This is a genomic window from Abyssibacter profundi (assembly GCF_003151135.1).
Taxonomy (GTDB): domain Bacteria; phylum Pseudomonadota; class Gammaproteobacteria; order Nevskiales; family OUC007; genus Abyssibacter; species Abyssibacter profundi.
On sequence record NZ_QEQK01000009.1, the window covers coordinates 1 to 26,278 of the forward strand.

The following is a 26,278-nucleotide window of genomic DNA, read 5'->3' on the forward strand; positions in this document are numbered from 1 at the left end:
CGGACGGCCGCAGGCCGGCCCGAAGGGCGAAGCGCATGGACGCGCTTCGCAACGCAGGATCGCGGGAAAACCGGCCCGTTCCGTCTGGATTGCGCCTGCAAACAGGCCAGACTGCGTTGCTCGTCGTTCATTTGGAATGACCAAACTTAGCTCCTCGCGCCTTGCCTGGCCTGTTTGCAGGCAGCAACTTGGCGGCGCGAATAGATCAGTGTTTCCCCTAGGTGCGCCATTGCCATGAATACACTCGACTGCTTGGTCATTGGCGGCGGCTTCGCCGGCCTGCAATGTGCCAATCGACTGCAGGCGGCGGGGCTTGCCGTACACCTGCTGGAAGCCAGGGACCGCCTCGGCGGCCGGACCCGTGTCGCCCCGCTAGCGGGGCGCACCGTGGACATCGGCGGCCAGTGGATCGGGGCTGACCACGCCGAACTGACGGCGCTGGCCCAGGCAGCGGGCGCGAACATCGTTCCGCAATATGCCCAGGGCGCGCGCCTGCTCCACCTGGCCAGCGGCGGCCGGGACCGTCTTAAGCGGTATCGCGGTCTCATCCCCAATGCCAATCCGCTCGCGCTGCTGGAACTCGACCGGGCGATCCGGCGCATCAACCGCGCCAGCCAGACGCTGAATTTGGAGACCCCCTGGGAATCGGCGAAAGCCCGGGACTGGGATCACGAAACCCTGGCCACCTGGAAACAGCGACATCTGCGGACGCGGACGGGGCGCGAGATTTTTGACATCGCCGTGCGATCCGTCATGACAGCTGAACCCGGCATGCTGTCCTTGCTCGGCTTTCTGTTCTACTGCGCCTCAAACAAGGGCTTCGAAGCGCTGACCTCAGTCGACGGCGGCGCGCAGGCCGCCACGGTGGACGGCGGCATGGTGCAACTGGCTGAGCACCTGGCCGCCCCGTTGCGCGCCGATGACCGTGTCACGCTACAGGCTGATGTCAGCCGGGTGACGCTGACCGAACAGGGCTGGCGCGTCGAGGATCGCGAACAGCGCAGCTGGCATGCCCGGCGACTGGTTTGCGCTCTGCCGCCTGCACTCCAGGATCGCATCGCGTTCGAACCCGCGCTGCCCGCCAACCGCGCGCAGCTGGCCAATCGCATGCCCATGGGCTCGGTCATCAAGGTGGTCGTGGCGTATCCAACACCGTTCTGGCGACAGGCCGGTTTATCGGGCGAGGCCGTCAGCCACAGCCTGCCGTTCAACACCGTGTTCGATGCTTCACCGCAAGACGGCTCATCCGGTGCGCTGGTGGGGTTCATCGATGGTGGTCCGGCACGCATCTGGTCTGCGCACACGCCGGACGAACGACGCCGTGCGGTGCTGGACAGCTTGGTCCGCTACTTCGGCCCGGACGCGGCTGACCCGTTGGATTACGTCGAACACGACTGGATTAGCGACCCCTGGTCGCGCGGCTGCTACGTGGGGCTCATGACCCCAGGGCTGCTCACCGAACTGGGCCCTGCCCTGCGCACGCCATGGTCGGGCATCCACTGGGCAGGCACGGAAACCGCCACCGAGTTCTGCGGATATATCGAAGGCGCCATCCGATCCGGCCAGCGCGCCGCGGATGAAGTGCGGATCGCGCTGGCCGATCGTCGCCGCTAGTCTTCCGTCAGCATCGCCGCGGCGGCCAGATAACCCAGTACCAGCTCAGCCCCCGCCCCGGCCACGTCATCAGCCGCCAGACGATTCATGGCGTTGATCACCTGCTGGCCGAGGATGTCGAAGCTGTCGGCACTCACGCGACCCGTGCCGGTAATGTCTCGGTTGACCTGCAACGCTGCTAGTCGCTCCATGACCGCATCGAACCCGGTGCCGGTAATATCCCGCTCCTCACGCATCGACTCACCAAGGTCCAGAATCAGATCGAAACCTGTACCGGTGATGTCCCGGTCCTGGGTCATCGACCGAGTCGCCCGCACACTCAGGTCGAATCCGGTTCCGGTGATATCACGTTCACCGTACATCGGCGTCTGCCATAGGTAAGGCCCGATCCAACCGGTGCCACTCAGATCCTGAAATGCCGGTCGAGCCGTTTCAAACTGATCGCCCGACCCTTCAACAGCGGCGAAGTCCAGCAGATCGAGCCGACCATCAGCGTTGGTATCAAGCTGCAGAGCAGCCGGTGACCGCCCTGGGGCCTGCGCATCCTGCAGTAGTGTCAACATCGAAAGCGTCGAAATGGCGAGTCCCTGAAACGCACTCCGGTAGCCGATGTACTCCAGCTGGTACAGCTCCGCGGTCGTTGCCGGCACAGCGTCGCCACCCGCGTACTGGGTGGCCAAGGTTTCGGCCAAGGGTTTAGCAGCCACGACGATCGACTGAAGGGCCAGTTCATCCAACGGAGCGCTAGGCGACGCGACTGTCGATCCTACTGACGCGAAGCAAACGAGTGCCGCTGCACACGCGCGGTTCAGAGCATTCATGTAATTCCCCAGATGTATTCAATGTGACGACCTGCCAGCACGATTGCATTGATCGCGCGTTGTGCGAGGTCTGTGCGACCAGTATACGGATACGAGTTGCACAGGAAAGTATTTGGCATCACACTGCCAATTATGGACTCGATGACGCAATTCGACCCTGCGGCACAGAGCCGGGTGCAGCGCGCGCTTGAGCGCATCCTGACCGCGCTGGCGCGTGTACTGCTCCGCCAGGGCATTGGCTATACCGCATTTGCAGAAACCGCAAAACGCGTCTTCGTAACGGTCGCAACCGAAGAATTCGGCCTGCGATCACGGCCGGCAAGCAAGTCGCGTGTGGCATTGATGACCGGGCTGAATCGTCGAGACGTTGCCCGCGTACAGCGGCTCGCGACAACCGACAGCCCGCCTCAGATGTACAACCCGGCGTTGCGCATTGTGTCGACCTGGATTCGCGACCCGGCGTACCAGGACTCGGAGGGGCACCCACGGGAGTTACCGGTCCTCGGCCCTGCTCCATCTATCGAGGCGCTGCGTAGCACGGTTTGCCCGGACGTCCCGATCACGGCGGTGACGCGTGAGCTACTGAACACCGGCGTCGCCCGATCGGCTGATGATGATGCGACCCGTCCTGGCCGGATCGCGCTGCGCGTCGACGGTTACGTGCCATACCAGGACTCCTCCGCGAAACTCGAGTTCATGGGCACGGACGTGGCCGCTCTTCTGGAAACCATCGGCTGGAATCTTGAGCACCCGCAGTCACCAAAATTTCAGCGAAAGGTCAGTTTTAACGACCTTACTCCCGCTGGCGTCGCGGCACTAACTGCCGCTGCTGCCAACCAGGGAATGGATTTATTACGACACCTGGATTCGGAACTGGCTCAGCACAGAACCGAAACCGGTGGAGAGTTTGCGGGGATGGGGATCTACGTATTCAGCGAGTCCGGCACGGACGTTCCGACCAGTACCGTTGAATCCAGTTAACAGTTCTCGGAGAGTCATCATGAGCAGCACACGCTTCATCCTGCCGACCGCTTTCGCCTTCGCCCTATCTGCGTGTGGCGGCGGCAGCAGCAGCGCCGATATCACCGGCACCGGTTTCGTCTCCCTTGGCGTCACCGACGCGCCAGTCGACAATGCCGATGCGGTGGTGGTGACCTTCACCGAAGTCCAGTTGCTGGGCGACGATGATGCTGTCCGTCAGACGTTTACCCTCGACACCCCACAGCAAATCGATCTGCTGGCCCTGCAGGGCAACAACAGCGCATTCCTGGTCGAGGGCGAGGAAGTTCCGGTCGGCACATACGAGCAGGTGCGGCTCATCGTTGATGCCGTGGCCCCGAGCTGCAACAACATTCCGGACCCGCTACCGTCGTACATCACCATCGACGGCGTCGACTACCCGTTGGTGGTCCCGAGCGGCGCGCAATCCGGCCTGAAATTCCAGGGGCCGATCACTGTTGCAGCCGGCCAGTCGGCAGCCTACACGGTGGATTTTGATCTGCGTCAATCCATCGCCGAGCGTGGGGCAACCAACTGCTACAACCTGCGCCCAGTGGTGCGGGTGGTCGACAATGCCGAGGTGGGTACTTTGACCGGCACCGTCGATCCCGACCTGTTCGCCGACGCTGCCTGTGCCAGCGCAGACCCGACGACGGGTGACGGTGGAGCCGTGTACGTCTTCGCCGGCGGGACCACCGTGCCGGATGACGTCGACACCTCAACCGAGGAGGATGTCGATCCGCTCACCACGGCGCTGCTCACGCCCGTCACCGACGAATCAGACGCGGTCGTCGGCTATGAGTACGAGGTCGGCTTCCTGCTGGCAGGCGAGTACACGGCGGCTTTCACCTGCCAGGCCCGTGATGACAATAGCGAGCAGGACGACGCGATTGGATTTGGTGACGTCGCGAACAACATCACCATCAATGCCGACGGCGAAACCACGGTCAACTTCGAGGCCGCAGCCGAAACCAGCCCGGAATAGGCGGCAGCCCAGTGGCCTAATGCCACGCCCAACAAAGGCGGCCCTGCCCGGGTCGCCTTTTTCTATGGGTGAACGGTCGCCTGGGGGTGCGTTAGTCTGCGGTTAGTCATTCATGGAGCTGTCGCATGCGTCATCGCCGATTCATTGCCTGCCTGCTGTTGGCCCCTGGCCTGGCCCTCGCCAGCGTGGGCCAACCCGCGCAATACAGCGTCGATCAACAGCCGTATGAAGGCTATTTCGTCACCCCCGCGCCCGATGCGCCATTGGTGCTGCTGCTACACGACTGGGATGGACTGACAGAGTATGAAATCCGTCGTGCCGACATGCTGGCTAGCCAGGGCTATGCCGTATTCGCCGCCGACTTATTCGGCCAGGGCAAGCGCCCAACCACAGTTGAAGACAAGCGTGCGCATACCGGCGAGCTGTATCAGAACCGGGAGAAACTCCGCGCACTGATGCAAGGCGCCCTGAGAGCAGCGCGGGGATTAGGGGCCGACACCCGTCGAGCCGTGGCCATGGGCTATTGTTTCGGCGGTGCAGCGGTGCTGGAACTGGCGCGGTCCGGCGCCGACCTGGAAGGCTTTGCCACCTTCCACGGCGGGCTGGGGACACGACAGGGCCAGAACTATGATCGTGCCAAGGGCGCGTACCTCATCCAACACGGCACAGCCGACTCGCATATCAGCATGGCGCAGTTCGCCGCGCTGGCCGAGGCGCTGGAAGCCGCCGGTCTGCCGCACAGCATGACGACCTATGGCGGCGCCCCCCATGCCTTCACCGTGTTCGGGCAGGACAGCTACCGCGCCGACGCTGATCAGCATTCATGGGACGCTTTTCTGACATTCCTCGAGCAAAGGTTGGCGCGTTAGCCTGGAGCCACCGGCTGTTCGTCTACGGCAGCCTGCAACCGGATACGAGCTGCCCGATTCGATCGTTGATTGGCCGCCCCGTCCGCTGGGTGGGTCGCGCACGCGTCCGTGGCCGGCTCGTCGATCTGGGGCGCTATCCAGGGCTCATCGACGCGGTGCGACTCGATCAATGGGTGGAGGGTTGGGTCTGCCTGCTGCCCGATCACCGCGCGCTTGCCCGGGTTGATCGGTACGAGCAGGCGGGACCCGGCTTCGTGCGCTTCGGCGAGTACCGAAGAGTGCTGGAAACCGTCTGGTTAGATTCAGGCGAAGCCCTGCGGTGTTGGATGTACCGCTACAACCGCAACAGCCGGCGGCGCCCGGTCGTCAAACGCCTCGCGGCCGGATGCAAGTCAGACTTGTTTGCATGGCGTCAAAGCAGCCGATAGCGCGCGTTTGAGTACCGGGCACCTCGACTCGATCGACAGTCCCAGACATCATCTCGCCATGTTTTCGATCCGCTTCGCCCAACCCAAGGACTGGCCCAGCATATGGGCCATCCTCGAACCCGTCTTTCGCAGCGGTGAGACCTACGCGGTTGATCCGCGGATTGACGAACAGTCGGCCCGTCGCGACTGGTTTAGCCGACCGCTCCGTACGTTTGTGGCCTGCGATTGCGATGGTCGGGTGCTCGGGACCTCCATCATCAAGGCTAACCAGGATGGCGGCGGGGCCCACGTGGCCAATGCCGCATTTGCGGTCGACCCGGCTGCGCGGGGACGCGGCGTGGCCTCAGCCTTGTGCGTCCATGCCCAGGATCACGCCCATGCCTTGGGGTTTACCGCGATGCAGTTTAACTTTGTCGTGGCAACCAACCTGGGTGCCCTGCGCTTGTGGAAACGGCTGGGTTTCGCAATAGTCGGAACCCTGCCGGACGCATTCGACCATCCCGTGCACGGGCGGGTGGATGCGCATGTCATGCACAAGCCGCTCACCGGCAACGAATCGCTCTTCACGGAAACACCATCGTAGGACCACCGATGATCTCAGCCACAGAAGCTCTTCAACGCCTGCAGGCAGGTAATGAACGCTTTGTCCAGACCGACCCCGGCATGGCGGCCAGCCAGCTCAGCAGCCCGGAGCGTCGTGCCGCCCTGCTCGCCGGTCAGGAGCCCTTTGCCATCGTGCTCGGATGCTCCGACTCCCGTGCACCTGCGGAACTGATCTTTGATCAGGGGCTTGGCGACCTGTTCGTCATTCGCGTGGCCGGCAATGTCATCGCGCCGTCGCTGGTCGGCAGCGTCGAATTCGCAGCCGAACACTTTGGCACCCGGTTGGTCGTGGTAATGGGCCATACGCAGTGCGGCGCCGTCACCGCAACCCTGCAGCAGCTGGACGAACCGCCAGAATCCCGTTCGCCGAATCTGCATGCCATCGTGGATCGGATTCGTCCGGCCGTGGCGCCGCTACGCGACGCCTACCCAGATACCCCGCCCGGTGACCTGGTCGGCCGCGCCGTGCGTGCAAACATTGCCGCCTCTGCCAACCAGCTGCGCCACGGCTCGAGAATCCTGGAAACATTGATTCGCGATGACGGGCTGATGGTCGTCGGCGCCGAGTACTCGCTGGAAACCGGGCAGGTCGACTTTTTTGATGGGATGCCGGGCTAGGCCCCCGGCTGCACCGCATGCGAGTACTCGGCTTCGGCGCCAGCAACAGCCGCCGCTCCATCAATGCGCGTCTGGCGCGATATGCATTGCAGCGGTTGCGCAGCCATCACGTGCCCGACGCCGAGATCGATATGCTCGATCTCAACGACTTCGAGATGCCGATCTACAGCATCGACCGGGAACACAGCAGCGGCGTGCCGGCGCTGGCACAGCGGTTTCTCGACCGGTTGGCCTGGGCCGACCGCGTGATCATTTCGTTTGCAGAGCACAACGGCGCCTATACCGTTGCGTTCAAGAACGTGTTCGACTGGGCCTCGCGCATCGAAACCAAGCTGTACCAGGGCAAGCCACTGCTCATGCTCTCCACCTCACCGGGTGGGCGCGGCGGCGCCAGTGTGCTCAAGATGGCCAGCGAGCGCGCGGGATTTCAGGGTGGCGAGGTTCGGGCGACTTTTTCCTTGCCACGCTTTGAGCAGGCCTTCTCAGAGGCTGACGGACTTACCGACCCGGCGCAGCAGCAGGCGCTGGATGAAGCCCTGCGCCACTTGATGGCACCGAAGGCCGCCGCTGCGGACACGGCCCCGTGACGCAACCTATCCTAGGGAAACGCTGATCTAGCGCCGCTGACGCCGCGCGCGGAAAAAATTCCTCAACATCTGCGCCGAGGCATCGGCCTCCAGGCCCGCCCGTAGTCCGCAACGATGGTTGAGCTGTTCGCCGGGTAGCACGTTGAATACCGAGCCGGCCGCGCCAGCTCGCACATCATCAGCGCCGTACACAACGCGGCGAATGCGTGCCGTGATGATGGCCCCGGCACACATGGCACAAGGTTCCAGCGTCACATACAAATCGCAGTCGACCAGCCGGTAATTACCCATCTTGGCGGCCGCGGCCCGCAGGGCCTGGATTTCGGCGTGGGCCGTCGGGTCGGACAACTCAATGGGTCGATTCCAGCCCTCGGCCAGCAACTGGCCGTTGTGCACGATCACCGCTCCGACAGGGACCTCGCCCGCTTCGGCCGCCCGCTCGGCAAGCGACAGCGCATGCTGCATCCAGCGCTGGTCGATCGCCTGCTGCGCGTCTGCCTCTAAAGCATCCGGCTGCTCAGCCATAGCCGCAGGGCTCGCGGCCTATTCCCACTCGATTATCAATAAGCCATTTTTATCTTTTGTATTCAACGACTTATTTTCCCGCTAATCGGTAATACCATGAAAAATACCATGCTCAGAAATTTATTAAAAATAAATCCTTTTTTTGAAAACGGGTCAATTCAAAGGCCGCGAGCCAACCAGCCTTGACCAAAATCCTACCAGCACTATAGAAATGCTCCATCCCTATTGAATATCAACAGCCTAATACTGACGTTCACAATTTTACAGTTCTCTCGACACGAGCCTTCGATGCAAACCACGCATCGCAATATTCCCTGCATCACCTGTTCTGGGAAATCTGATCGTAAAGCGCGTGACGCCGCGTTCGGAGATCACCGCGATGTTTCCTTCATGGGCCTCGACTATGGACTTGACGATAGCCAGCCCCAAGCCAGCACCTTCGCTTTGGCGTTGCCGGGAAGGATCGACCCGGTAAAACCGGTCGAAAATCCTGAGCAAATGCTCGGCTGGAATTTCTGGCCCCGGATTCTGTACGCTGAGTAACGCCCTACCCTCACCCGATGAATCCAGCCGGATCAGCACACTTGCCCCCGCGGGCGCATGACGTAGGGCATTGGACAGCAGATTAGATAACGCGCGCCTCAGCATGGCGCGGTCACCCTGTATGATCGGCGCCTTTCCCTCCAATACCAATTCGATGTGTTTTTCCTCCGCCAGCGCCTCGAAAAAATCGAACAGCTCGCGCACTTCACGAGCCAGATCCAGCGGTTCCCAGACAGGCTTGAGCAGGCCGTGTTCGCTCTGGGCCAGCCAGAGCATGTCATTAACCATTTTGGTCAGGCGCTCCTGTTCTTCCAGGTTTGAATATAACAGTTCGCGATATTCTTCCAGGCTTCTGGACTTACCCAAACCCACCTGGGTCTGGGTGATCAGGTTGGTTAGCGGTGTGCGCAATTCATGGGCGATATCAGCAGAGAAATGAGAAAGTCGAACAAAACTGTCCTCCAATCGCCCAATCATATGGTTGAACGAATCAACCAGCGTTTTCAGCTCCCCCGGTACGGTATCGGGATCGAGACGCACATGCAGCCGATCCGCCTGGACATTACCCATAGACTCACTGAGAGTACGTATTGGGGCATACCCCTGATGCACGCCATACCAGGCCGCCAGGAGAGTGATGGCCCCTGCCGCCACCATGATCATCCACAAACTGCGACGAAAATTTTCCAGAAAGTGGATGTGGAAATCCATATCGATGGCAGCAATGATGCGATAGTCCTGACCACCGATACGAGCTTGGGTGGCAGTGCCACGGTAGGTTTTGCCATCAGATTGCCAGGTGTAAAGATTGTCTACCTGGATGCGGGCCACAGGGGCATAGGTGTTCGCCTGTAGCAAAGATCCGGTATCCACGGAACTATAGACCAAACGTCCAGTATCATCCCAAACTTGAAAATAGACGCCGTGATGGCCAGACACAGCTCGCGCAAGGGCGTCCTCCGGAGCCAGACCCTGATCCTTCGCCGTTTGCAGGGCCTTCTCAACAGCACGGGTAATCACCACCAATTCGTCGGCATCCTGTTCAGCAAAATGGCGCTCTACCTCGTTTTGCACCAGATGGCCGATCATCAGCAGACTCAGGCTGATGGCGATCGCGACAAACAACATCACCCGGCTGTTGAGTGACAGCGGTCGTCTCCGGACGAGGCTAACCTTCGTCATGGTCGTCTTCAACCTCCAGCTTGTAACCCATGCCACGCACGGTGTGAATCAGCTTGGGCTCAAAATCGTCATCGATTTTTGCTCTTAGGCGCCGTATGGCCACATCAATCACATTGGTGTCGGAATCGAAGTTCATGTCCCATACCTGGGAGGCGATCAAGGAGCGCGGTAATACTTCACCCTGCCGCCGGACCAACAGTTCCAGCAGGCAAAACTCCTTGTGGCTGAGATTGATCCTGCGACCGGCGCGCGTGGCCCGGTGCCGCGGCAAATCCAGGGTGAGGTCGGCGACCCTGATCTGATCCGTCATCACCGGCACCGCACTGCGGCGCAACAGAGTGCGCACCCGGGCCAGCAGTTCGGCAAAAGCGAAGGGCTTGACCAGGTAATCATCAGCCCCCAATTCAAGGCCTTTAACGCGGTCATCCACGCTGTCGCGGGCGGTCAGGAACAGCACTGGTGTCTGACGGCCAGCCTCGCGCAACGACTGCACGATTCGCCAGCCGTCAACATCCGGCAGCATGACGTCCAGCACCAGCAAATCAAAGGTCTCGGTCATCGCCAAATGATGGCCGTCGAGGCCATTGCGCACCAGCGTGACCAGAAAGCCCGCCTCGGTCAGTCCCTGCTGTAAATAATCGCCGGTCTTGATTTCGTCTTCGACCACCAATAGCCGCATCGTTGCACTGCTCCGTATGTTCAGAATGCGTTTGGAAACAGCCTAAACCTGGCTAACCCACAAGAAGATGACGACTAGATTACAACTTTGTCATTTTGAAGTCATGCGGGTGACAGGCTCGGCTCGCTAGTATGCGGAGTCAGAACGTGGAACAACCATCACTTATTCGAAAAGAGATTGACTCATGACCCATGGTTTCCCCCGACCCAAGCAGCCCTGGCAGCTTAGTCGCCGCCGCTTCGTGCAGGGCCTGGCAGCCGGTGGCGTGCTGGCCGCCACACCGTCCTGGTTGCAGGCCGCCGCAAAAGGCGCGACCGCGCTGGGCTCGGCACCGGTACTCAGCGGCCGTGAAATCGACCTGGTAATCGCCGCAACACCTGTCAATTTTACCGGTGTCACACGTATGGCTACCACCATCAACGGCTCCATTCCGGCACCGACGCTACGGCTGCGCGAGGGCGATGACGTCACCATCCGCGTCACCAACCGATTACCTGTTTCTACCTCTATTCACTGGCACGGCATCTTGCTGCCCTATCAAATGGATGGTGTGCCGGGGATCAGCTACCCAGGCATCGCACCGGGAGAAACCTTTGTTTATCGCTTTACACTTCGGCAGAGCGGCACCTATTGGTACCACAGTCACTCCGGCTTTCAGGAGATGACCGGGATGTACGGCGCCCTGATCATTGAGCCGCGGGCAGGCGAAAGACACCGTGCCGACCAGGATTATGTGGTGCAGCTGTCCGACTGGACCGACGAAGATCCAATGCATACCTTCAGCAAGCTGAAAGTACAAAGCGATGTCTACAACTTCAATCAGCCCACCTTTTTCGATTTCACAGCCGATGTTTCAAAGATGGGCTTACAGGCAGCCCTGGAAAAGCGCCAGATGTGGAACCAGATGCGGATGAACCCGACCGATCTGGCGGACCTGTCGGCGGCCACCCTCACCTTCCTAATGAATGGCACCACCCCGGCGGGCAATTGGAGCGGGTTGTTCCAGCGCGGTGATCGCGTACGGCTGCGGTTTATCAATGCCGCCAGCAATAGCTTTTATGATGTTCGCATTCCCGGCTTGAAGTTAACGGTGATCCAGGCAGATGGCCAGGATGTCGAGCCGGTCACTGTGGATGAATTCCGCTTTGGCCCCGGCGAAACCTACGATGTCATGGTCGAGCCACAGGACGACGCTTATACGATCTTCGCCCAGAGCATGGAACGCAGCGGCTATGCCCGCGGCACCCTGACCGTGCGGCAAGGCTTAACCGCTCCAGTACCAGATCCTGACCCGGTTGAGTGGTTGACCATGGCTGACATGATGGGGGCTATGAGTCATGGCACTGGTCACGAAGGCATGAATCATAGCGGTATGGATCAGGGGTCCATGAGCATGGGTGCCATGGATCACAGCACCATGGATCATTCCCAGATGCACGGTGGCATGGCCATGGATCACAGTATGCACGGCATGCAGCGGGCTTCTGATAACCCTCTTGCCAAACCCTCATCCACCATACGCCACGCACGAACTGAATACGCTGCTTCGGTGGATATGCGAGTGGACATGCCACGCACCAATCTCGACGACCCGGGTATTGGCTTGCGCAACTTAAGCCAGCGTGGGTTGCGCCCACAGGGTCACCGAGTGCTGACGCTGGCCGACCTGAAATCCATCGATGGTGTGCTGGATGACCGCCGCCCGCCCGCGAGGGAGCTGGAACTACACCTTACCGGCAATATGGAACGCTATAGCTGGTCTTTCGACGGACTCGAATTCGGTAAAAGCACACCGGTCTCCCTGCGCCACAATGAACGCGTTAGAATCATTCTGCAAAACGACACCATGATGACCCACCCAATGCATTTACACGGCATGTGGAGCGAACTGGAAACCGATCAGGGTAAATTGCGGGTTCGCCGCCATACCATTCCCGTGCAACCAGCGCAGCGTATCAGTTATCTGACCACACCCCATGACTTGGGCCGCTGGGCCTGGCATTGCCATTTGCTGTTTCATATGGATGCGGGCATGTTCCGCGAAGTGGTGGTGTCATGAGGCTTAATACGGTGAAATATCTCACAACACTGGTTTTTATTGTCGGCGCACTTCAAGTGAATACGGTACTGGCACAAATGGATCACGGCGAGATGCAAATGCAAGGTGGCAAAGCGCCTGCCGATGCCCGCGATCCCCACGCTTATTCCGATGGTTACACCTTGACCGAAGGCCCCTATGCACAGCCGGGGCCGCGGCAACTGAAACTGGCGGACGAGCACGCCTTCTGGTCCGTTCTGGGCGATCGCCTGGAGTATCACGAAGACAGCGAGAGCACGGTTTACGATATACAGGCCTGGTATGGCACCACCTACAACCGCTTTGTCATCAAAGCGGAGGGTGATATCGCAGACGGCACGCTGGAAGAAAGTTCAACCGACCTGTTGTGGGGCCATGCGCTTAATGCCTATTTCGACACTCAGCTCGGCGTTCGACTCGACCAGTATAACGAAGGTAAGGATCGCCAGTGGCTGGCAATTGGTATCCAAGGCCTGGCACCCTACTGGTTTGAGCTGGATGTGACTGCGTATGTTGGCGACGACGGTCGGACCGCATTCTCTGCCGAGACCGAGTACGAGTTGCTGCTGACACAGCGGCTCATTTTACAGCCCCGCGCGGAACTGAATCTGTATGGCAAGGATGATCTTGATAATAGATTGGGGTCGGGCCTCTCGGATCTCGCGGTGGGCTTGCGCCTGCGTTACGAATTCAGCCGTCAATTTGCACCCTACATCGGTGTGGAATGGACAGACACCTATGGCGACACAGCCGATTACCGCCGTGCGGCAGGCGAAGATACGTCAGGCACCCAATTCGTCGCAGGACTGCGATTCTGGTTTTAACAATAACCAAGTTGATACGGAAACTTTTCAAACACCTATGAGGAACACCTTATTACTATGAAAACACTAGCCACTGTCATCGTGCTCTCCACACTGGGCATCGCTTTATCTGCACAGGCCCATGATCCTAAAGAGCATATGAAAGACGCTGAAAAGCCGGATTGTGCAGCCATGACAAATATGGATCACAGCAAGATGGATATGAATGATCCCGTGATGCAAGCCATGATGAAACAATGCATGAATGACATGCATCATAACGACTCTAAAAAGGATCAAGCGCAGGCTGATCATCAGGACAACGAAAAAAGCTCAGGCGAGCAACATTCAGAACACCAACACTGATCAACCCAAGGAGTTTTCATGTCGGCGCTCACCACCTTTATCAAAAGTCTGGTCATTACCGCTGTCATCGCGCTGGTGGGTGGTGGGCTGTTTCTCTATTCAGGTCTCTACCCCATGGGAGCCGATGTACCACACAATCGGCCGACCTACTGGCTACTGGAAACCTTGCGTGAACGTTCAGTTGCACGTGCTGCCAGTGACATTAAGGTTCCTGGCGACCTAAACGCACCGGAGCGGTTACTGGCGGGTGGCGCCGACTACAATGATATGTGTGCAGGGTGCCATTTGAAGCCGGGTAAAACCGAAAGTGATTTCACCCTGGGGTTATATCCCACACCACCCAACCTAACTCTAGCGGGTGATGAACATGGACACGATCATACCGGTAACACCGAAAATGACGACGAGGCCAGTAAACGACAATTCTGGATTGTTAAACATGGCATCAAGGCCTCGGGCATGCCCGCCTGGGGACCGGGGCATGACGATGAACGTATCTGGAACATGGTGGCGTTCCTGAAGCAGTTGCCGGAACTGTCTCCCGACCAATACCAGATACTCACCGCACGTGGGCAAGACTCGGAAGGGCATGGTCACTGATATGGCACCTCATAATCCTTCGGCTTACTGCAAGCGGTTGTAAATAGCCGCCAGCAACCACCCGGCGATACCCGCTGACACTGACCAAGCCACCAGTCCCACAACAACGCCAGTGAATGTCAAATGCCAACCCATCTCATTCAGTTGCATATGCACCATTTCCCCAGACATGGATAACATCATGGCGGGCATTAACATCACCAACAGGCTGCAAGCCAGCCACAGTATCGCCGCGGTAATCGCGCTGGCTATCCCGAATTTGAACGCATTAAGTGTCATGACTATTCCTCCGTTTATGGTGGTGTATCTGCAATAAATTAGTGTCTCTACATATCCCCGAACCGGTTGGCAGACTGCACCATACGCATCATTTCGTGTTCCTCCAGCGACCGGAGTGATTCTATCAACTCCTTGGCAGAGGGGATATCCGCCCTTGAGGCGAGATAGCGATACAGCTCAATCACCTGCTGATGCTGATCGACAATCACCTCCATGATTTGCGCGGCATCAAGCTCGGCAAAAGGCGCGTCGCAATGTGCATGTCGGACGATAGGATGCTTTGCCACATATTCCATACACCAGGTGTTCAGCGCATGTTCATCGCCCGAGGTTTCGAAGCCATTGACAACTTTTGTGAGACTTTTTTCGTGATCGGACAGGTAAGCAAGAATCATCCGGGCCCGTTCATCCGTATTCTTGTCTGCGCAATGGGATAAGCACTGACTGAGATGTTGGTGAAATTCCCGGGTCCAGTGCAGCACATCTTTTAAGGTTTCAATTTGCATAATTTTTTCTCAGTTGTGGATTGACTCATCGATTAGAGTCTCAAAAAGTCACGATAGCTGCGCATACACACCACCAGTTCCTGGTGGGTGTCGATGCCCATATAGATCGCTTTAAGTGTGCTAACTTGATCCATTACCATTCTCCAAACAACAAAAGTTAACCACTAGAGTCCCGTTCTGTGCCTGGCAGGCTTCCTCCACATGATTTTTAATGATGATGTTCATGCGCCTGACTTTGGGACACAGCTTGCTTTCGTTTTTCAGATCCAAGGAATAGTTGCTCTCCGATCGCGATTAGCATCATTGTGACAACGGCCACACCCAACACAAATGGATCTGAATTCAACTTCACCCAAACGAACCCGCTTAGTGCAAGCGAATCTAATATAATCGCGGTAACGGGGACCCAGCTTTTGGCTTTAACATCGTCCAACAAGTAGCGCAGAACACCCCAGTGAATGGCGATATCCATCACCAGATAGAATATGATGCCAAGTGCTGCTATACGGGAAAGATCAAAGAACGCGGTGAGCACAAGTCCAAGAACCACGGTGTACACCAATGTATGTTTCTGAATGCTACCCGGCATACCGAAATGGCTATGGGGCACCAACTTCATTTCCGTTAGCATCGCCAGCATTCTGGAGACCGCAAAAATACTGGCAAGAATCCCTCCCGCCGTCGCCAGCATGGCAATCGCAACGGTGAACCACACGCCGTACTCACCGAGTGCAGGTCGAGCGGCCGCAGCCAGGGAATAATCTCGAGTTTGAATAATCTCCCTGAGTGAGAGGTTACTGGCCACCGCAAAACCAACCAATGTATAGATAACGACACAGGCAGCAATCGAAATAACAATGGCGCGACCAACATTGCGGTGTGGATCGATCACCTCGGAACCACTATTGGTAATAGTGGTAAAGCCTTTGAATGCCAGAATCCCCAGCGCTGTGGCGCCGAGGAAATTACTGGCTGAACCGGTCTCGCTTACATGGTCAAAGTCCACTGCCAGGCTATCAGCTAACCAGATGCCGACGAGACCAAAGATTAGAATTCCACCAATTTTCAGTAGGCCGATAAACCCTGCAACCCCTTGAATCAACCGATTACCCAACAGGTTCACAATGAACGCCGCCAGAATTAGGGAGACGCCGAGTATAGGAGTCATTTGCCCTGAAGGGTCACCGCCAAATAATTGCATGGTGTAAGAACCGAACGTACGCGCTAGAAAACTCTGCGCGATGACCATCGAAAAATACATAAGTAGTGCATTAAACGCAGTGGGCAACCGGTCGCCATAGGCCTTATGCAGATACATGCCGATCCCCCCTGCTGATGGGTAGGCATTGGATATTTTGATGTATGAGTAAGCACTGAAACCAACGATGATCGCGGCCGCGAGGAATGCCAATGGGAATAATGCACCAGTCATCTCTGCCATTTGCCCGGTTAGCGCAAATATTCCTGCGCCGATCATCACCCCAGTCCCGAGCATCACCGTACCTGACAGAGAGAGGCTACCCTCGTCATAATGTGTCGAACGATCGTCTTTTTCCTTCATTCAGGACTCCTAAAAATAATGGTTAATCCCCTTTCTGGGCTTTCGGTGCAAGGTATGCAGGCTGCTTAACTGCAATTCTCTATTTATCGACATTCACCATGGAGGTATACACTAGCGCTTGCGGCCAGCGCCCGGGGGTATTTGATGACAGCTCCACGGTTCGTGACTGGCGTTGTTTTTAACGTTCTGATCGACAAATTTGTAATAATCTTCTTTAAAATGCGTCCACCAATCATGGCTTACTTCGACGCCATGCTTTTTCAACACATCTTCGATACCATCCAGACAAATCCTGGAGGCGTCATAAGCAAGATTCAGCACATGACTTTTTTCATCAAAGGAAATGGCGTCGAGCCCGTAAAGCTGATCGACTTCAGCAACCACTGCTTGCAGGTTGTTCTGATCGGCAGGTTCCAGTTTTAAATGGCGTACCACAAGATTGATTTCTGATACGCCCAGCCGATGCTCTTTTTTGCTCATTTTCGATTTCCTCTAATGAGGCGGCATCTTGTTGCAACAATGCGCTTCATGCCTGGCGTTATCCTTGATATTTTCATCCGTCTGTCGCTGCCAACTAAGCCTTGTACGGTTCCACCAACTATCTTTAATAACCGCGCCATGTTTTTCGACAATGGCGATCATTTCATCGATATTGTGGTGAGAGGCGTCATAGGCGATTTTGAGAGTACCTTTCGTCATGTTCAGCCAAACACGGTCAACACAAGGAAGTCCATCCAACTCCGCTGTGATAGCATGCGCGTTACTTTCATTCACCCCGCGCAAACTTAAGCTGTGCTTGGTTAGAAAACCCGGATTGATACCCAGTCGATGCTCTGCCACCACTTTCTCCAAATTATCGATTACTAACGATCAATAGTCCGCTTTGCTTATTTCTTAATGTGTTCAGGACGACTCTTGCGAGCTTCGACCATGTTGTCCATCATCTGCCCCATCATCATCTGCATCATCCCCATACGCTCTTCCATCATTTTCATGCGCTCTTCGGTAGAGCTGGATGCCATGTCGCCTTCACCCTGATTTAGCGTCATCATGCATTGCTGCATCTCTTTCATATGTGCTTCGATGAGTTCATCCCGTTTGCCTTGGTCTGCTTCCTTTTTCAGCTGACCCATCAGGCGCTCCATGGATTTTTTGTGTTCTTGCATCATTGGCATCATTCGCTCATGGCTCATCATCATGCTGCCTTGCTTACCCTGTGTGTTCGGGTCACCGTCATGTTGATGCTCACCTTCGGCGAAGACTGGAGATGCCAATAATGCGGAAATAGCGAGTGCTGACATTAAATTTTTCATTGTTTTATCCTCAGACAGTTTCAGGTTCATTGATTTTAAATTTCGGAATCCACGCTGGCGTAGATTCCATATAATGGCGATATATTTCGCCAAATTCTTCCAGCGCCATCCGCTCCTCTCGCTTAGCGAGTCGCACGTAGACCACTACCAGTATCGGGAACATCACGAGCGTTGGAATGGTTGGCCACTGCAACAGGAAGCCGAACATAATCAGAATAAAAGCAATGTATTGCGGATGACGACAGCGGGCATACCAGCCTGTGGTCGCCAGCGACCGGGTCTGCTGCGCCTTGTGCAGTACACCCCACGCCGAGGCCAGCAAAAAGAAACCCAAAACGATCAGAACATTACTGGCGATATGCAGCGGATCCCAATGTGGATTACCTTCAAAACCAAGCAACGTGTGCAACAGGTGGCCGTTTTCGTGGGACAGAAAATCAATGCCAGGATATTTTTCCGCCAACCAGCCGGAGAGAAAATAAATGGTTAATGGAAAGCCATACATCTCAGTAAATAGGGCAATAACAAACGCCGAGAAAGCGCCAAAGCTTCGCCAATCGGTTTTGGTTTGCGGCTTGGTAAAGCTGAAGGCAAAGAAGATAAATATCGCCGAATTGAGTATCACCAGCGTCCAGAGGCCGTAAGCAGATTCACCGTGCATAGCTTTTCTCCTGTTAATATTCTGTTAGTGATGATGCTCATTTTCTTTGCGACCATCTTCCAGCCCACGCTGATAGGCAGCCTTGTCGGATTCATCCTCGTGCTGGCCATGTCCACCATGCCCCCCGTGCATAAACAGATGCATAAACGGACAGGCTAAGAGAATCAAGAAAGGCAAAAACTGCCAGACGTGCTGCCGGTGCTCGATCAATAGGAAATAGCTTGCTACTGCAATTAAACCCAGAGCGGCGAGACCTTTTGGGGTCAACCAGAATGATGATTTTTGGGTTGCCATGTCACACCTCACCAATAGAATTGAAATGTTCCGCCTGCTGGGCGGCACTGTTTACCGGTTGTCGGATTACTTATCCACATTCAGTTTTACCCGCTTGAGACGCAAAGAGTTGCCGATCACTGACAGGGAGCTGGTTGTCATAGCGATCACCCCGATCATGGGATGGAGCAGGCCCACCGCGGCAATGGGGATGGCCGCCACGTTGTAGAACCAGGCCCAGAACAGGTTTTCGACAATCTTGCGGAAAGTGGCGCGGGACAGGCGAATGGCCTCCACCACCTTGGACAGCTCGCCTTTCACCAGGGTGACATCCGCCGCTTCGATGGCGACATCCGCGCCGGCGCCGATGGCGATACCCACATTAGCCTGTTTCAGTGCCGGGGCGTCGTTGATGCCATCACCCACCATAGCCACCTGCTGCCCGTATTTTGTCTGCAGCTTTCTGATGGCCTCCACCTTGCCTTCAGGCAAGACACCCGCGAGTACCTCGTCGATGCCTACCTGATCCGCGACGTGGCGTGCGGTGCGTTCGTTGTCACCCGTGATCATGACGGTGTGAATGCCCAATCGGTGAAGAGCGGCAATAGCAGCTTTCGAGTCCTCCTTGATGGTGTCGGCCACGGCGACAATGCCAGCGGCGCGGTCTCCTGCGGCCACCAGCATGGCGGTCTTGCCCTCATTTTCCAGCCGGACCAGCGCCTCTTCCAGGTCGCCCAGTTCGATATCTGCCTCATTGAGAAGCCGGCGGCTGCCGACGCGAATGAGTTGGTCGTCCACCCGGCCCTCCACCCCGCGGGCGGTAATGGCCCGGAAGTCGGCGACGGTCGGAACATCCAAGCCCTTTTCTCGCGCACCGGCTACGATGGCTTGCCCCAGAGGGTGTTCGGAGCCCGCTTCCACCGACGCCGCGAAACGGAGCACGTCGCCCTCATCGAAGTCGGCGGTGGCAATCACGTCGGTGAGTGCCGGCTCGCCTTTGGTGATGGTACCGGTCTTGTCGAGGACCACGGCCTTGATGTCCTTGAGGGACTGAATGGCTTCGCCAGAGCGGATCAACACGCCGCTCTCAGCGCCCAAACCCGATCCCACCATGATGGCAGTGGGGGTGGCCAGTCCCAAAGCGCAGGGGCAGGCGATGACCAGCACGGAAATCGCCGAGAGAATCCCCAACATTAAAGGTGAAAGCTCCGGGTTGACCCAAGGCAGGAACTCGGCGCCCCAATAGAGAATCGGTCGCAGCGGCTCGGCGAACAGCACCCACACCACCAAGCTTGCCAAACTGATGACAATAACTCCCGGGACAAATTTCGCGGTCACCTTGTCGGCAAATTCCTGTATGGGCACCTTTGAACCCTGTGCCTGCTCCACCAACCGGACGACCTGTGACAGGAAGGTATCGGCACCCACCCGGGTGGCACGCACCTTGAGCATGCCCTCCTTGTTGATGGTCGCACCAATCACGGCATCACCGGGCCCTTTTTCCACCGGCACTGACTCGCCGGTGGCAATGGATTCATCCAAATGACTGTTACCCTCGACGATCTCGCCGTCGGTGGGGACCTTGGCGCCGGGCCGAACCACCATGATGTCTCCCACTTGTAATTCTGCCACCGGGACTTCAACTTCTTGCCCGTCCCGCAACACAGAGGCAGTCTTGGCGCCGAGCTTCAGCAGCTTTTTGATCGCCTGTGACGCTCTGCCCTTGGCCCGGGTTTCCAGATATCGTCCGAGCATGTGGAAGGTCATGATGGTAACGGCCATCTCGATAAAGGACGTCATGGGATAGACAAAGCCCACCAGCCCGATCAGGTAGGGTGGCAGGCTGCCCATGGAGATCAGCACGTCCATGTTGGCGGTACGGTTGGTCAGGGAGCGCCAGGACGAGCGGTGGGTGGCCCAGCCGCCCTTGAAAAAGACCACGGGGAAACCGAGAATGGCCACCCACACAAGGTATCCCGGTATTGGTATCCAGAACATGTCCACCATCATCAATATCATGATGATGGTGGTGGGTACGGCGGCAAACCAAACGCGATGCCAGGCCTGGTCGAGATAGCGCTCCTCGACAGCTTCATCCACTGTCGCGTCCGCTTGCGCCCGGCTTTCACTGACGCCTGCCACTTCGTATCCCGCCTTCTCAATGGCGACTTTGATTCTTTCCGCATCCACCGTTGCCACATCAAAACGAACCGTCACCTTGTGATTGGCAATGTTGGTGGAAATGTCAGTGATGCCGGCGAGACGCTTGATGGAGCTGGAGACCAGTCCGGCACAATGATCGCTGCCCATGCCGGGGACAGTGAGACTGGCCTCACCTCCGGTCTCCGGTGTTGCAGATGTCGTGCTGGTCACGTCGTAGCCAGCTTTTTCAATGGCGCCTCGGATCTGGTTGTCGCTGGTCAGGTTGGCGTCGAATTCAACCTCGACACGGTGATTGGCGATATTGGTGGTGAGGTTGATGATACCCGGCAGCCGCTCAACCGAAGTGGTGATCAGACCAGCGCAGTGGTTACTCCCCATGCCAGGCACTATCAGTTGAACGGACTTGCTCATCGGGCTGTTGACTGATTTCGACGAAGGAAAAGTTGTGGGGTGATCCATGTATTTCTCCAATTTTCAGGCCATTTTTTACGGAAGGGGTAATCTCTTTTCAATTTATTAAGCAGCTAACAAACCAGATTTCACGCCTGTAACATGCTTAGGCTTACCAACTGCTAATTACTCCAACCATCAGCCATAAACTAATTGATTTGGGTCGAAGGAAAACCCGCTCGATCCAACGCCTCTATCAGAGCGTTAGACTCGACCATGCCAACGACCGAAGCGACACCCGTCGCCAGATCCATACACGCATCGCTTACGCCGGAAACAGAGCGTAGCGTTTGCTCAATACTTCTTACACAACCACCGCACGTTGCGCCCTGCACCTGTAGCCGCTGCAGCGGGATATCGCTATCTGAGTCAACACTGCTCCGAGTGTTAGCTGCAGTGGATGACTTGCTGGCGCAACAGCAGCCGCCCCGGTGATGAGTAGGGCTCTCGAATTTCTGTGTATTCATGGCAAATCCTCTATGTTGATTTACTGGGCAAACTCTTCAATCAGGTGACAGATCATATGGCCGGTCGGCACCTTATCCGGCTTTTGGCTCCACTCAACCACGGCCTGCTGCATGCGTTCCCGCAGTTGCTGAGTTTCCGCGAACCGTTGTTCAGTTTCGCCCAGACGTTGGTCAATCAAGCGGCGCACCGTCGGGCAAGGCGATTTCTTCTTATCCGCGTGGTTCAAAATTTCCTGAATATCCTCAACGGAAAAGCCCAGTTGCCGTGCACTCAGCACGAATCGCAAGCGGTTGTAATCATTTTCGCTGTATTCCCGATATCCATTGGTTTTGTTCTTCCCCGGTTTCAGAATCTTGATCCGGGTATAAAACCGCACCGTATCGGCCGTAACCCCTAAACGCCTGGCCATTTCGATAACTTTCACACAGCCCTCCTCGCAGCTCAGTCTGACTATCGCAGGATTCAGATTAACCCCGAAGATCTGTTCCTTGCCTTGATATGAGTCAATCATCAGTTCTAAACCCGAGAGAAAATCCAAAGAATTTGTCCGGCTTTTTGTCACCTTACACCTGTGTCCAAGACACAGGTCAAGCAATTTTCATTAACAGGTATCAGGCCTCTCGTACTCACTATTACACGCACCTCGATCTGTAGCCTGTACGCCGTCAACCGTTAATATTGGCCAGATATCCTGTCGCGGCGTTTCTGCATTGAATCGACCCGTACACAACTCCCAAGCTGCACCTGGACTTATCCATTGTCATAGTAGAGCGGCGTTTCTGACCTTAAGATGACCCGTGTATTACATTGCTGTAATGGATGTGTAATCCTGTTTACCCTGGCTAGTCTAGTCGGAACATGCGTTGCTCCCAGCACAAAGCGGGAGAACCGCCAGCAGGGATTTCAAAGGTTCAGGTGAATCGCCACGGATTCTGTAGACACCTCGAAGCCATACACTTTGGCACTTCAGGAGGTGTTCATGAGCGGCAAGCGGTACACGGACGAGTTCAAGATTGAAGCGGTCCGACAAGTCACAGATCGGGGTTATTCGGTGGTCGACGTGGCCGAGCGACTCGGTGTTACGACCCACAGCCTCTACGCGTGGCTGAAGAAATTCGGGCCTAAGGCTTCGGACAAGCAGGAGCTGGACGACGCGCAGCAGGAGCTGCGTCGCCTGAAGGCGGATCTTCGCCGGGTCACAGAGGAGCGCGACATCCTAAAAAAGGCCGCAACGTACTTCGCCAAGCAGTCCGGGTGAAGTACGAATTCGTGCGAGATCACCAGCACCAGTTTCGCGTACGCACGATGTGCCGTGTGCTGAATGTTCATCGCAGCGGCTATTACGCCTGGCTTCGCAATCCGCTCTCACGCCGGGCTCTGGAGGATCGCCGTCAGACCTGCTTGATCAAGCAGGCCTGGCTGGAGAGTGGCGGTGTGTACGGCTACCGCAAAGTCCATGACGACATGCGCGACCTTGGCGAGATGTGCGGTGTCAACGGACAAAAATAATTGACCCACTTCGCGACAGAAATATTGACCCACCCCCATGGCACTCACGCGGATGATCTGCCGGTGAGTAATCCGCTCTGACGGGCCTGCCGCAGCCGGTAGCTGTCGCCCTTGATCTGGATGACGTGGGCGTGGTGCAGCAACCGGTCCAGCATTGCGCTGGTCAGTGCAGCGTTGCCGTCGAATGTGTCTTGCCAGTCGCCAAATGACAGGTTCGAGGTCAGGATGACCGAGCCCTGTTCGTAGCGTTTGGCGATGACCTGGAAGAAGAGATCGGACTGCTCCTTCTTCAGCGGCAGGTACCCAATCTCGTCCAGGATCAACAGTCTCGGACCAAGGATGGCGCGCCGCAAATACTGCTCGAAACGCGTCTCTCGCTGGGCCTTTTCCAGCTGCATCACCAGATCGGCGGCGGTGATGAAGCGCACCTTGTAGCCGCGCTCGGTGGCCCGCACGCCCAGGGCGATGGCCAGATGCGTTTTGCCCACGCCGCTGGGTCCCAGCAGGATCACGTTTTCCCGGCGCTCGACGAACGCCAGTCCGGAGAGTTCCTGCAGCTTGGCCTGTGGCACGCCGGCGGCGGCGTCGAAATCAAACTGCTCCAGCGTCTTGACCACCGGGAAGGTCGCCAGCTTGATGAGCATCTGGCGGCTGCGCTCGCTGCGCAGGGCCGCCTCGGCCGACAGCACCTGTTCGAGGTAGTCGGTGTAGCTGGCCTCGTCCCGGGCGGCCTGATCGGCCAAATTGGCGTACTGCAGCAGCACCGCGCCAAGCGACAACTCCTGGCACAGCGAATCGATGCGTTCGCTCATGCTGCCGCCTCCGCAAGGATCGCGTCGTACTCGCGTGGGCTGCGCTGCAGCGGATACCGCGGCCACTGCAGAGGTACCCAGTCATCCAAGGCCGCGTCCGGTGCTTCACCCATGTAGGGATTCATCGCCGCCTGATCCGCTGCCAGCCGATTGATCGGGCGCTCACCGGTGGTGCCATGGACGCGGACATTGGCGATGCTTCGGCGCCAGCACCGGGCCTCGGCATTGAGCTCATCGAGCGTGGGGATCCGGCCATCCAGCGCCAGGCGTGTCACCAGCGGATGGAAGAAGCTCGTGGCGATGTAGTCCACCGCGCGCTCGACCTTGCCTTTGGTGCGCGGCCGGTAGGGCTGGCACAGCCGGGGCCGATAGCCCGCGGTCTTGGCCAGGTCCCAGATGGCGTCATGAAACTTGTGGCGGCCACGGCCGTAGGCATTGCGCTGGGTCACCACTGTTTTCATGTTGTCGTAGAGAATCTCACGCGGCACGCCGCCAAAATCGGCCAGCATCCGCTGATGGCAGGCCACCAGCGTCTCGGCCTTCATCGAGTCCACATACTCGACATAGAGCCACCGGCTGTAGCCCAGCACGCCGACGAAGGCATAAACACGCCGACCGCCAAGCCGGTACTCGCCCCAATCCATCTGGGCCTGATGCCCGGCCGGCGTTTCAAAGCGCACCAGCGGCTCGGCCGCCGGCGGCGGCGAGAGCTTCGCGATGGCGCGCTGCACGCTGCGCACCGAGCCGGTGTAGCCCATCGCCGACACCTCCCGGTGCAATACCGTCGCAGGCAAGCGGATGGGCGCTGCGCCTTGCACCCGCCGCCTCAGCCAGTCCAAGTACGGCTCCAAACTACTCGGTCGACCGGGGCCTCCCTGCCGCTCCTCGGCGACAACATCACCCCTCAGGTACTTACGCACCGTATTGCGTGACACCCCGCACTCCCTCGCAATCGAGCGGATGCTCATGCCCCGCCGATGCAAAATCTGTATCTCCATCACCCTTTCCTTAGAAACCATCGGACCGACCTCCTAGCGGCCGGCCCAGTGAATCAAAGGTGGGTCAATAATTTCGTCCGAAGTGGGTCAGTTTCGGGTGTCCGGTGACACTGCTTGATCAAGCAGGCCTGGCTGGAGAGTGGCGGTGTGTACGGCTACCGCAAAGTCCATGACGACATGCGCGACCTTGGCGAGATGTGCGGCAAGAACCGTGTCTATCGGCTGATGCGTATCGCCGGAATTAAAGCGGAGGTCGGCTACAACCGCCGACGAGGGCACTATGGCGGCAAGCCAGCTGTCGTGGCACCGAACTCGCTGGACCGGCAATTCGACCCGACGGGCCCCAATCAGGCTTGGGTCACCGATATCACCATGATTCGCACTTACGAGGGCTGGCTTTATCTTGCAGTCGTCGTGGACTTGTACTCGCGCCAGGTGGTGGGATGGTCAATGCAGTCGCGCATTCATGCCGACCTGGTGCTCAAGGCGCTACTGATGGCCGTGTGGCGCAGAAAGCCGGAACCCGGCGTGCTGGTCCACTCCGATCAAGGTAGCCAATACACCGGCTACGAGTGGCAGAGATTCCTCGAGGATCACAAGTTGGAGTGCTCCATGAGTCGGCGAGGCAACTGCCACGACAATGCCGTCGCGGAAAGCTTTTTCCAACTGCTCAAGCGCGAACGGATCAAGCGAAAGATCTATCCGAGCCGCGACGCGGCTCGCGCGGATGTCTTCGATTACATCGAGATGTTCTACAACAGGAAACGGCGGCACGGTTACAACGACGGGCTGTCGCCGGTACAGTTTGAACAGCGGGCTACTAAGCGGCTCGAGAGTGTCTAAGAAATCCGTAGCGATTCAAACAATACCATCAAAAATACCATGAAAAAAGTTTGCTTGAGGGTGCTAGGGAGTGCCTGACATTGCCAGAAAAAATAAAGAAAAACCCATTGATATCAATGGGTTAATAGAGGTTTACTGCTTGT

General features: G+C 57.3%; 29 protein-coding genes and 2 pseudogenes. 14 read left to right on the forward strand and 17 right to left on the reverse strand.

Features of this window, described 5'->3' with window-relative positions:
* Window positions 1-234: 234 nt before the first annotated feature.
* Window positions 235-1,614, forward strand: a complete 1,380-nt coding sequence (locus DEH80_RS10780; protein ID WP_109720514.1) for a flavin monoamine oxidase family protein — start codon at window positions 235-237, stop codon at window positions 1,612-1,614.
* Here the strand turns inward: DEH80_RS10780 and DEH80_RS10785 are convergent.
* The gene (locus DEH80_RS10785; RefSeq protein WP_133249210.1) at window positions 1,611-2,321 is read right to left on the reverse strand and encodes a hypothetical protein; all 711 of its coding nucleotides are present in this window, start codon (window positions 2,319-2,321) and stop codon (window positions 1,611-1,613) included. The two genes, DEH80_RS10780 and DEH80_RS10785, sit on opposite strands and share 4 nt — an antisense overlap.
* 255 nt (window positions 2,322-2,576) lie before the next feature.
* Between DEH80_RS10785 and DEH80_RS10790 the strand changes: the two genes are divergently transcribed.
* The 7 genes from DEH80_RS10790 (at window position 2,577) to DEH80_RS10820 (ending at window position 7,524) form a co-directional block, all read left to right on the forward strand.
* A complete protein-coding gene (locus DEH80_RS10790; protein ID WP_133249211.1) occupies window positions 2,577-3,416 on the forward strand; it encodes a DUF6502 family protein in 840 nt (279 codons plus the stop codon).
* Window positions 3,417-3,435: 19 nt separating this feature from the next.
* Window positions 3,436-4,419, forward strand: a complete 984-nt coding sequence (locus tag DEH80_RS10795) for a DUF4382 domain-containing protein (RefSeq protein ID WP_109720517.1) — start codon at window positions 3,436-3,438, stop codon at window positions 4,417-4,419.
* Between the two features lie 125 nt (window positions 4,420-4,544).
* Window positions 4,545-5,288 (forward strand): dienelactone hydrolase family protein, encoded by a 744-nt coding sequence (locus tag DEH80_RS10800; protein WP_109720518.1) that lies wholly within the window; start codon window positions 4,545-4,547, stop codon window positions 5,286-5,288.
* On the forward strand, window positions 5,243-5,716 hold the full coding sequence (locus DEH80_RS10805) for a gamma-glutamylcyclotransferase family protein (RefSeq protein ID WP_109720664.1): 474 nt from the start codon (window positions 5,243-5,245) through the stop codon (window positions 5,714-5,716). The genes DEH80_RS10800 and DEH80_RS10805 overlap by 46 nt, the downstream gene beginning before the upstream one ends.
* A 58-nt stretch (window positions 5,717-5,774) precedes the next feature.
* Window positions 5,775-6,299 carry a GNAT family N-acetyltransferase gene (locus DEH80_RS10810; protein WP_109720519.1) on the forward strand — a complete coding sequence of 175 codons (525 nt, stop codon included), beginning with the start codon at window positions 5,775-5,777 and terminating at the stop codon, window positions 6,297-6,299.
* Window positions 6,300-6,307: 8 nt separating this feature from the next.
* Window positions 6,308-6,937 (forward strand): carbonic anhydrase, encoded by a 630-nt coding sequence (locus DEH80_RS10815; RefSeq protein ID WP_109720520.1) that lies wholly within the window; start codon window positions 6,308-6,310, stop codon window positions 6,935-6,937.
* 17 nt (window positions 6,938-6,954) lie between these two features.
* Entirely contained in the window at window positions 6,955-7,524 is a 570-nt protein-coding gene (locus tag DEH80_RS10820; protein WP_109720521.1) for an NADPH-dependent FMN reductase, read from the forward strand.
* A 27-nt stretch (window positions 7,525-7,551) separates the two neighbouring features.
* Here the strand turns inward: DEH80_RS10820 and tadA are convergent, their stop codons facing one another.
* The 3 genes from tadA to DEH80_RS10835 all read right to left on the reverse strand — a co-directional run bounded on the left by tadA (window position 7,552) and on the right by DEH80_RS10835 (window position 10,453).
* Window positions 7,552-8,049, reverse strand: a complete 498-nt coding sequence (gene tadA, locus DEH80_RS10825; protein WP_109720522.1) for a tRNA adenosine(34) deaminase TadA — start codon at window positions 8,047-8,049, stop codon at window positions 7,552-7,554.
* 261 nt (window positions 8,050-8,310) lie between these two features.
* Window positions 8,311-9,774: a Cu(+)/Ag(+) sensor histidine kinase gene (locus DEH80_RS10830; RefSeq protein WP_207774568.1), complete on the reverse strand. Its 1,464-nt coding sequence runs from the start codon at window positions 9,772-9,774 to the stop codon at window positions 8,311-8,313.
* Window positions 9,761-10,453, reverse strand: a complete 693-nt coding sequence (locus DEH80_RS10835; protein ID WP_109720523.1) for a heavy metal response regulator transcription factor — start codon at window positions 10,451-10,453, stop codon at window positions 9,761-9,763. Before DEH80_RS10835 ends, DEH80_RS10830 begins: the two co-directional genes overlap by 14 nt.
* 184 nt (window positions 10,454-10,637) lie before the next feature.
* Here DEH80_RS10835 and DEH80_RS10840 point away from each other — a divergent pair, with 184 nt between their 5' ends.
* Genes DEH80_RS10840 through DEH80_RS10855 form a run of 4 tightly spaced genes read left to right on the forward strand, consistent with a single transcriptional unit; the run spans window position 10,638 to window position 14,299 of the window.
* Window positions 10,638-12,512, forward strand: a complete 1,875-nt coding sequence (locus DEH80_RS10840) for a copper resistance system multicopper oxidase (protein WP_109720524.1) — start codon at window positions 10,638-10,640, stop codon at window positions 12,510-12,512.
* Window positions 12,513-12,523: 11 nt separating this feature from the next.
* Window positions 12,524-13,354 (forward strand): copper resistance protein B, encoded by an 831-nt coding sequence (locus DEH80_RS10845; protein ID WP_243412797.1) that lies wholly within the window; start codon window positions 12,524-12,526, stop codon window positions 13,352-13,354.
* A gap of 57 nt (window positions 13,355-13,411) precedes the next feature.
* The gene (locus DEH80_RS10850) at window positions 13,412-13,699 is read left to right on the forward strand and encodes a hypothetical protein (protein ID WP_165831428.1); all 288 of its coding nucleotides are present in this window, start codon (window positions 13,412-13,414) and stop codon (window positions 13,697-13,699) included.
* Between the two features lie 18 nt (window positions 13,700-13,717).
* Entirely contained in the window at window positions 13,718-14,299 is a 582-nt protein-coding gene (locus tag DEH80_RS10855; RefSeq protein ID WP_109720527.1) for a c-type cytochrome, read from the forward strand.
* 24 nt (window positions 14,300-14,323) lie between these two features.
* Here the strand turns inward: DEH80_RS10855 and DEH80_RS10860 are convergent, their stop codons facing one another.
* From DEH80_RS10860 to DEH80_RS10910, 11 genes are all read right to left on the reverse strand, one after another.
* Window positions 14,324-14,578 (reverse strand): DUF5676 family membrane protein, encoded by a 255-nt coding sequence (locus DEH80_RS10860; protein ID WP_022960193.1) that lies wholly within the window; start codon window positions 14,576-14,578, stop codon window positions 14,324-14,326.
* Window positions 14,579-14,625: 47 nt separating this feature from the next.
* Window positions 14,626-15,084 carry a hypothetical protein gene (locus tag DEH80_RS10865; RefSeq protein ID WP_008296005.1) on the reverse strand — a complete coding sequence of 153 codons (459 nt, stop codon included), beginning with the start codon at window positions 15,082-15,084 and terminating at the stop codon, window positions 14,626-14,628.
* Between the two features lie 208 nt (window positions 15,085-15,292).
* Window positions 15,293-16,645, reverse strand: a complete 1,353-nt coding sequence (locus DEH80_RS10870) for an APC family permease (protein WP_109720528.1) — start codon at window positions 16,643-16,645, stop codon at window positions 15,293-15,295.
* Window positions 16,646-16,756: 111 nt separating this feature from the next.
* Window positions 16,757-17,125, reverse strand: coding sequence for a hypothetical protein (locus tag DEH80_RS10875; RefSeq protein WP_109720529.1), 369 nt, complete (start codon window positions 17,123-17,125; stop codon window positions 16,757-16,759).
* Window positions 17,126-17,137: 12 nt separating this feature from the next.
* Window positions 17,138-17,485 (reverse strand): hypothetical protein, encoded by a 348-nt coding sequence (locus tag DEH80_RS10880; RefSeq protein WP_068812743.1) that lies wholly within the window; start codon window positions 17,483-17,485, stop codon window positions 17,138-17,140.
* Between the two features lie 47 nt (window positions 17,486-17,532).
* Complete coding sequence (locus DEH80_RS10885; RefSeq protein WP_207774569.1) at window positions 17,533-17,988, reverse strand: hypothetical protein; 456 nt, start codon at window positions 17,986-17,988, stop codon at window positions 17,533-17,535.
* Window positions 17,969-18,619: a methyltransferase family protein gene (locus DEH80_RS10890; RefSeq protein WP_068812488.1), complete on the reverse strand. Its 651-nt coding sequence runs from the start codon at window positions 18,617-18,619 to the stop codon at window positions 17,969-17,971. Before DEH80_RS10890 ends, DEH80_RS10885 begins: the two co-directional genes overlap by 20 nt.
* A gap of 24 nt (window positions 18,620-18,643) precedes the next feature.
* The gene (locus tag DEH80_RS10895; protein ID WP_109720531.1) at window positions 18,644-18,913 is read right to left on the reverse strand and encodes a DUF2933 domain-containing protein; all 270 of its coding nucleotides are present in this window, start codon (window positions 18,911-18,913) and stop codon (window positions 18,644-18,646) included.
* 66 nt (window positions 18,914-18,979) lie between these two features.
* A complete protein-coding gene (locus DEH80_RS10900) occupies window positions 18,980-21,514 on the reverse strand; it encodes a heavy metal translocating P-type ATPase (protein WP_109720532.1) in 2,535 nt (844 codons plus the stop codon).
* A gap of 140 nt (window positions 21,515-21,654) precedes the next feature.
* Window positions 21,655-21,972, reverse strand: a complete 318-nt coding sequence (locus DEH80_RS17810) for a heavy-metal-associated domain-containing protein (RefSeq protein ID WP_102792496.1) — start codon at window positions 21,970-21,972, stop codon at window positions 21,655-21,657.
* 20 nt (window positions 21,973-21,992) lie between these two features.
* Window positions 21,993-22,397 (reverse strand): MerR family transcriptional regulator, encoded by a 405-nt coding sequence (locus DEH80_RS10910; RefSeq protein WP_109720665.1) that lies wholly within the window; start codon window positions 22,395-22,397, stop codon window positions 21,993-21,995.
* Window positions 22,398-22,952: 555 nt separating this feature from the next.
* On the opposite strand from DEH80_RS10910, the pseudogene DEH80_RS17600 reads away from it, so the two are divergent.
* Window positions 22,953-23,470 (forward strand): annotated as a pseudogene (locus DEH80_RS17600) (transposase); the annotation flags it as partial.
* Window positions 23,471-23,526: 56 nt separating this feature from the next.
* Here the strand turns inward: DEH80_RS17600 and istB are convergent.
* Both istB and istA read right to left on the reverse strand, forming a co-directional pair.
* Window positions 23,527-24,294: an IS21-like element helper ATPase IstB gene (gene istB / locus DEH80_RS10925; RefSeq protein ID WP_109720535.1), complete on the reverse strand. Its 768-nt coding sequence runs from the start codon at window positions 24,292-24,294 to the stop codon at window positions 23,527-23,529.
* A complete protein-coding gene (gene istA / locus DEH80_RS10930) occupies window positions 24,291-25,313 on the reverse strand; it encodes an IS21 family transposase (protein ID WP_109720536.1) in 1,023 nt (340 codons plus the stop codon). Before istA ends, istB begins: the two co-directional genes overlap by 4 nt.
* A gap of 93 nt (window positions 25,314-25,406) precedes the next feature.
* Here istA and DEH80_RS10935 point away from each other — a divergent pair.
* Window positions 25,407-26,135: pseudogene (locus DEH80_RS10935) on the forward strand (IS3 family transposase); the annotation flags it as partial.
* Window positions 26,136-26,278: the final 143 nt, after the last annotated feature.

Excerpts from the sequence above, each read along its gene's own strand:
- tadA (WP_109720522.1), bottom strand. The coding sequence starts at position 8,049 with ATGGCTGAGCAGCCGGATGCTTTAGAGGCAGACGCGCAGCAGGCGATC.
- DEH80_RS10885 (WP_207774569.1), bottom strand. The coding sequence starts at position 17,988 with ATGAACCTGAAACTGTCTGAGGATAAAACAATGAAAAATTTAATGTCA.
- DEH80_RS10865 (WP_008296005.1), bottom strand. The coding sequence starts at position 15,084 with ATGCAAATTGAAACCTTAAAAGATGTGCTGCACTGGACCCGGGAATTT.
- DEH80_RS10855 (WP_109720527.1), top strand. The coding sequence starts at position 13,718 with ATGTCGGCGCTCACCACCTTTATCAAAAGTCTGGTCATTACCGCTGTC.
- DEH80_RS10805 (WP_109720664.1), top strand. The coding sequence starts at position 5,243 with ATGGGACGCTTTTCTGACATTCCTCGAGCAAAGGTTGGCGCGTTAGCC.
- DEH80_RS10860 (WP_022960193.1), bottom strand. The coding sequence starts at position 14,578 with ATGACACTTAATGCGTTCAAATTCGGGATAGCCAGCGCGATTACCGCG.
- DEH80_RS17810 (WP_102792496.1), bottom strand. The coding sequence starts at position 21,972 with ATGAATACACAGAAATTCGAGAGCCCTACTCATCACCGGGGCGGCTGC.
- DEH80_RS10840 (WP_109720524.1), top strand. The coding sequence starts at position 10,638 with ATGACCCATGGTTTCCCCCGACCCAAGCAGCCCTGGCAGCTTAGTCGC.
- DEH80_RS10900 (WP_109720532.1), bottom strand. The coding sequence starts at position 21,514 with ATGGATCACCCCACAACTTTTCCTTCGTCGAAATCAGTCAACAGCCCG.
- DEH80_RS10780 (WP_109720514.1), top strand. The coding sequence starts at position 235 with ATGAATACACTCGACTGCTTGGTCATTGGCGGCGGCTTCGCCGGCCTG.
- DEH80_RS10795 (WP_109720517.1), top strand. The coding sequence starts at position 3,436 with ATGAGCAGCACACGCTTCATCCTGCCGACCGCTTTCGCCTTCGCCCTA.
- istA (WP_109720536.1), bottom strand. The coding sequence starts at position 25,313 with ATGGTTTCTAAGGAAAGGGTGATGGAGATACAGATTTTGCATCGGCGG.
- istB (WP_109720535.1), bottom strand. The coding sequence starts at position 24,294 with ATGAGCGAACGCATCGATTCGCTGTGCCAGGAGTTGTCGCTTGGCGCG.
- DEH80_RS10790 (WP_133249211.1), top strand. The coding sequence starts at position 2,577 with ATGACGCAATTCGACCCTGCGGCACAGAGCCGGGTGCAGCGCGCGCTT.
- DEH80_RS10870 (WP_109720528.1), bottom strand. The coding sequence starts at position 16,645 with ATGAAGGAAAAAGACGATCGTTCGACACATTATGACGAGGGTAGCCTC.
- DEH80_RS10895 (WP_109720531.1), bottom strand. The coding sequence starts at position 18,913 with ATGGCAACCCAAAAATCATCATTCTGGTTGACCCCAAAAGGTCTCGCC.
- DEH80_RS10850 (WP_165831428.1), top strand. The coding sequence starts at position 13,412 with ATGAAAACACTAGCCACTGTCATCGTGCTCTCCACACTGGGCATCGCT.
- DEH80_RS10800 (WP_109720518.1), top strand. The coding sequence starts at position 4,545 with ATGCGTCATCGCCGATTCATTGCCTGCCTGCTGTTGGCCCCTGGCCTG.
- DEH80_RS10820 (WP_109720521.1), top strand. The coding sequence starts at position 6,955 with ATGCGAGTACTCGGCTTCGGCGCCAGCAACAGCCGCCGCTCCATCAAT.
- DEH80_RS10815 (WP_109720520.1), top strand. The coding sequence starts at position 6,308 with ATGATCTCAGCCACAGAAGCTCTTCAACGCCTGCAGGCAGGTAATGAA.
- DEH80_RS10875 (WP_109720529.1), bottom strand. The coding sequence starts at position 17,125 with ATGAGCAAAAAAGAGCATCGGCTGGGCGTATCAGAAATCAATCTTGTG.
- DEH80_RS10890 (WP_068812488.1), bottom strand. The coding sequence starts at position 18,619 with ATGCACGGTGAATCTGCTTACGGCCTCTGGACGCTGGTGATACTCAAT.
- DEH80_RS10830 (WP_207774568.1), bottom strand. The coding sequence starts at position 9,774 with ATGACGAAGGTTAGCCTCGTCCGGAGACGACCGCTGTCACTCAACAGC.
- DEH80_RS10810 (WP_109720519.1), top strand. The coding sequence starts at position 5,775 with ATGTTTTCGATCCGCTTCGCCCAACCCAAGGACTGGCCCAGCATATGG.
- DEH80_RS10835 (WP_109720523.1), bottom strand. The coding sequence starts at position 10,453 with ATGCGGCTATTGGTGGTCGAAGACGAAATCAAGACCGGCGATTATTTA.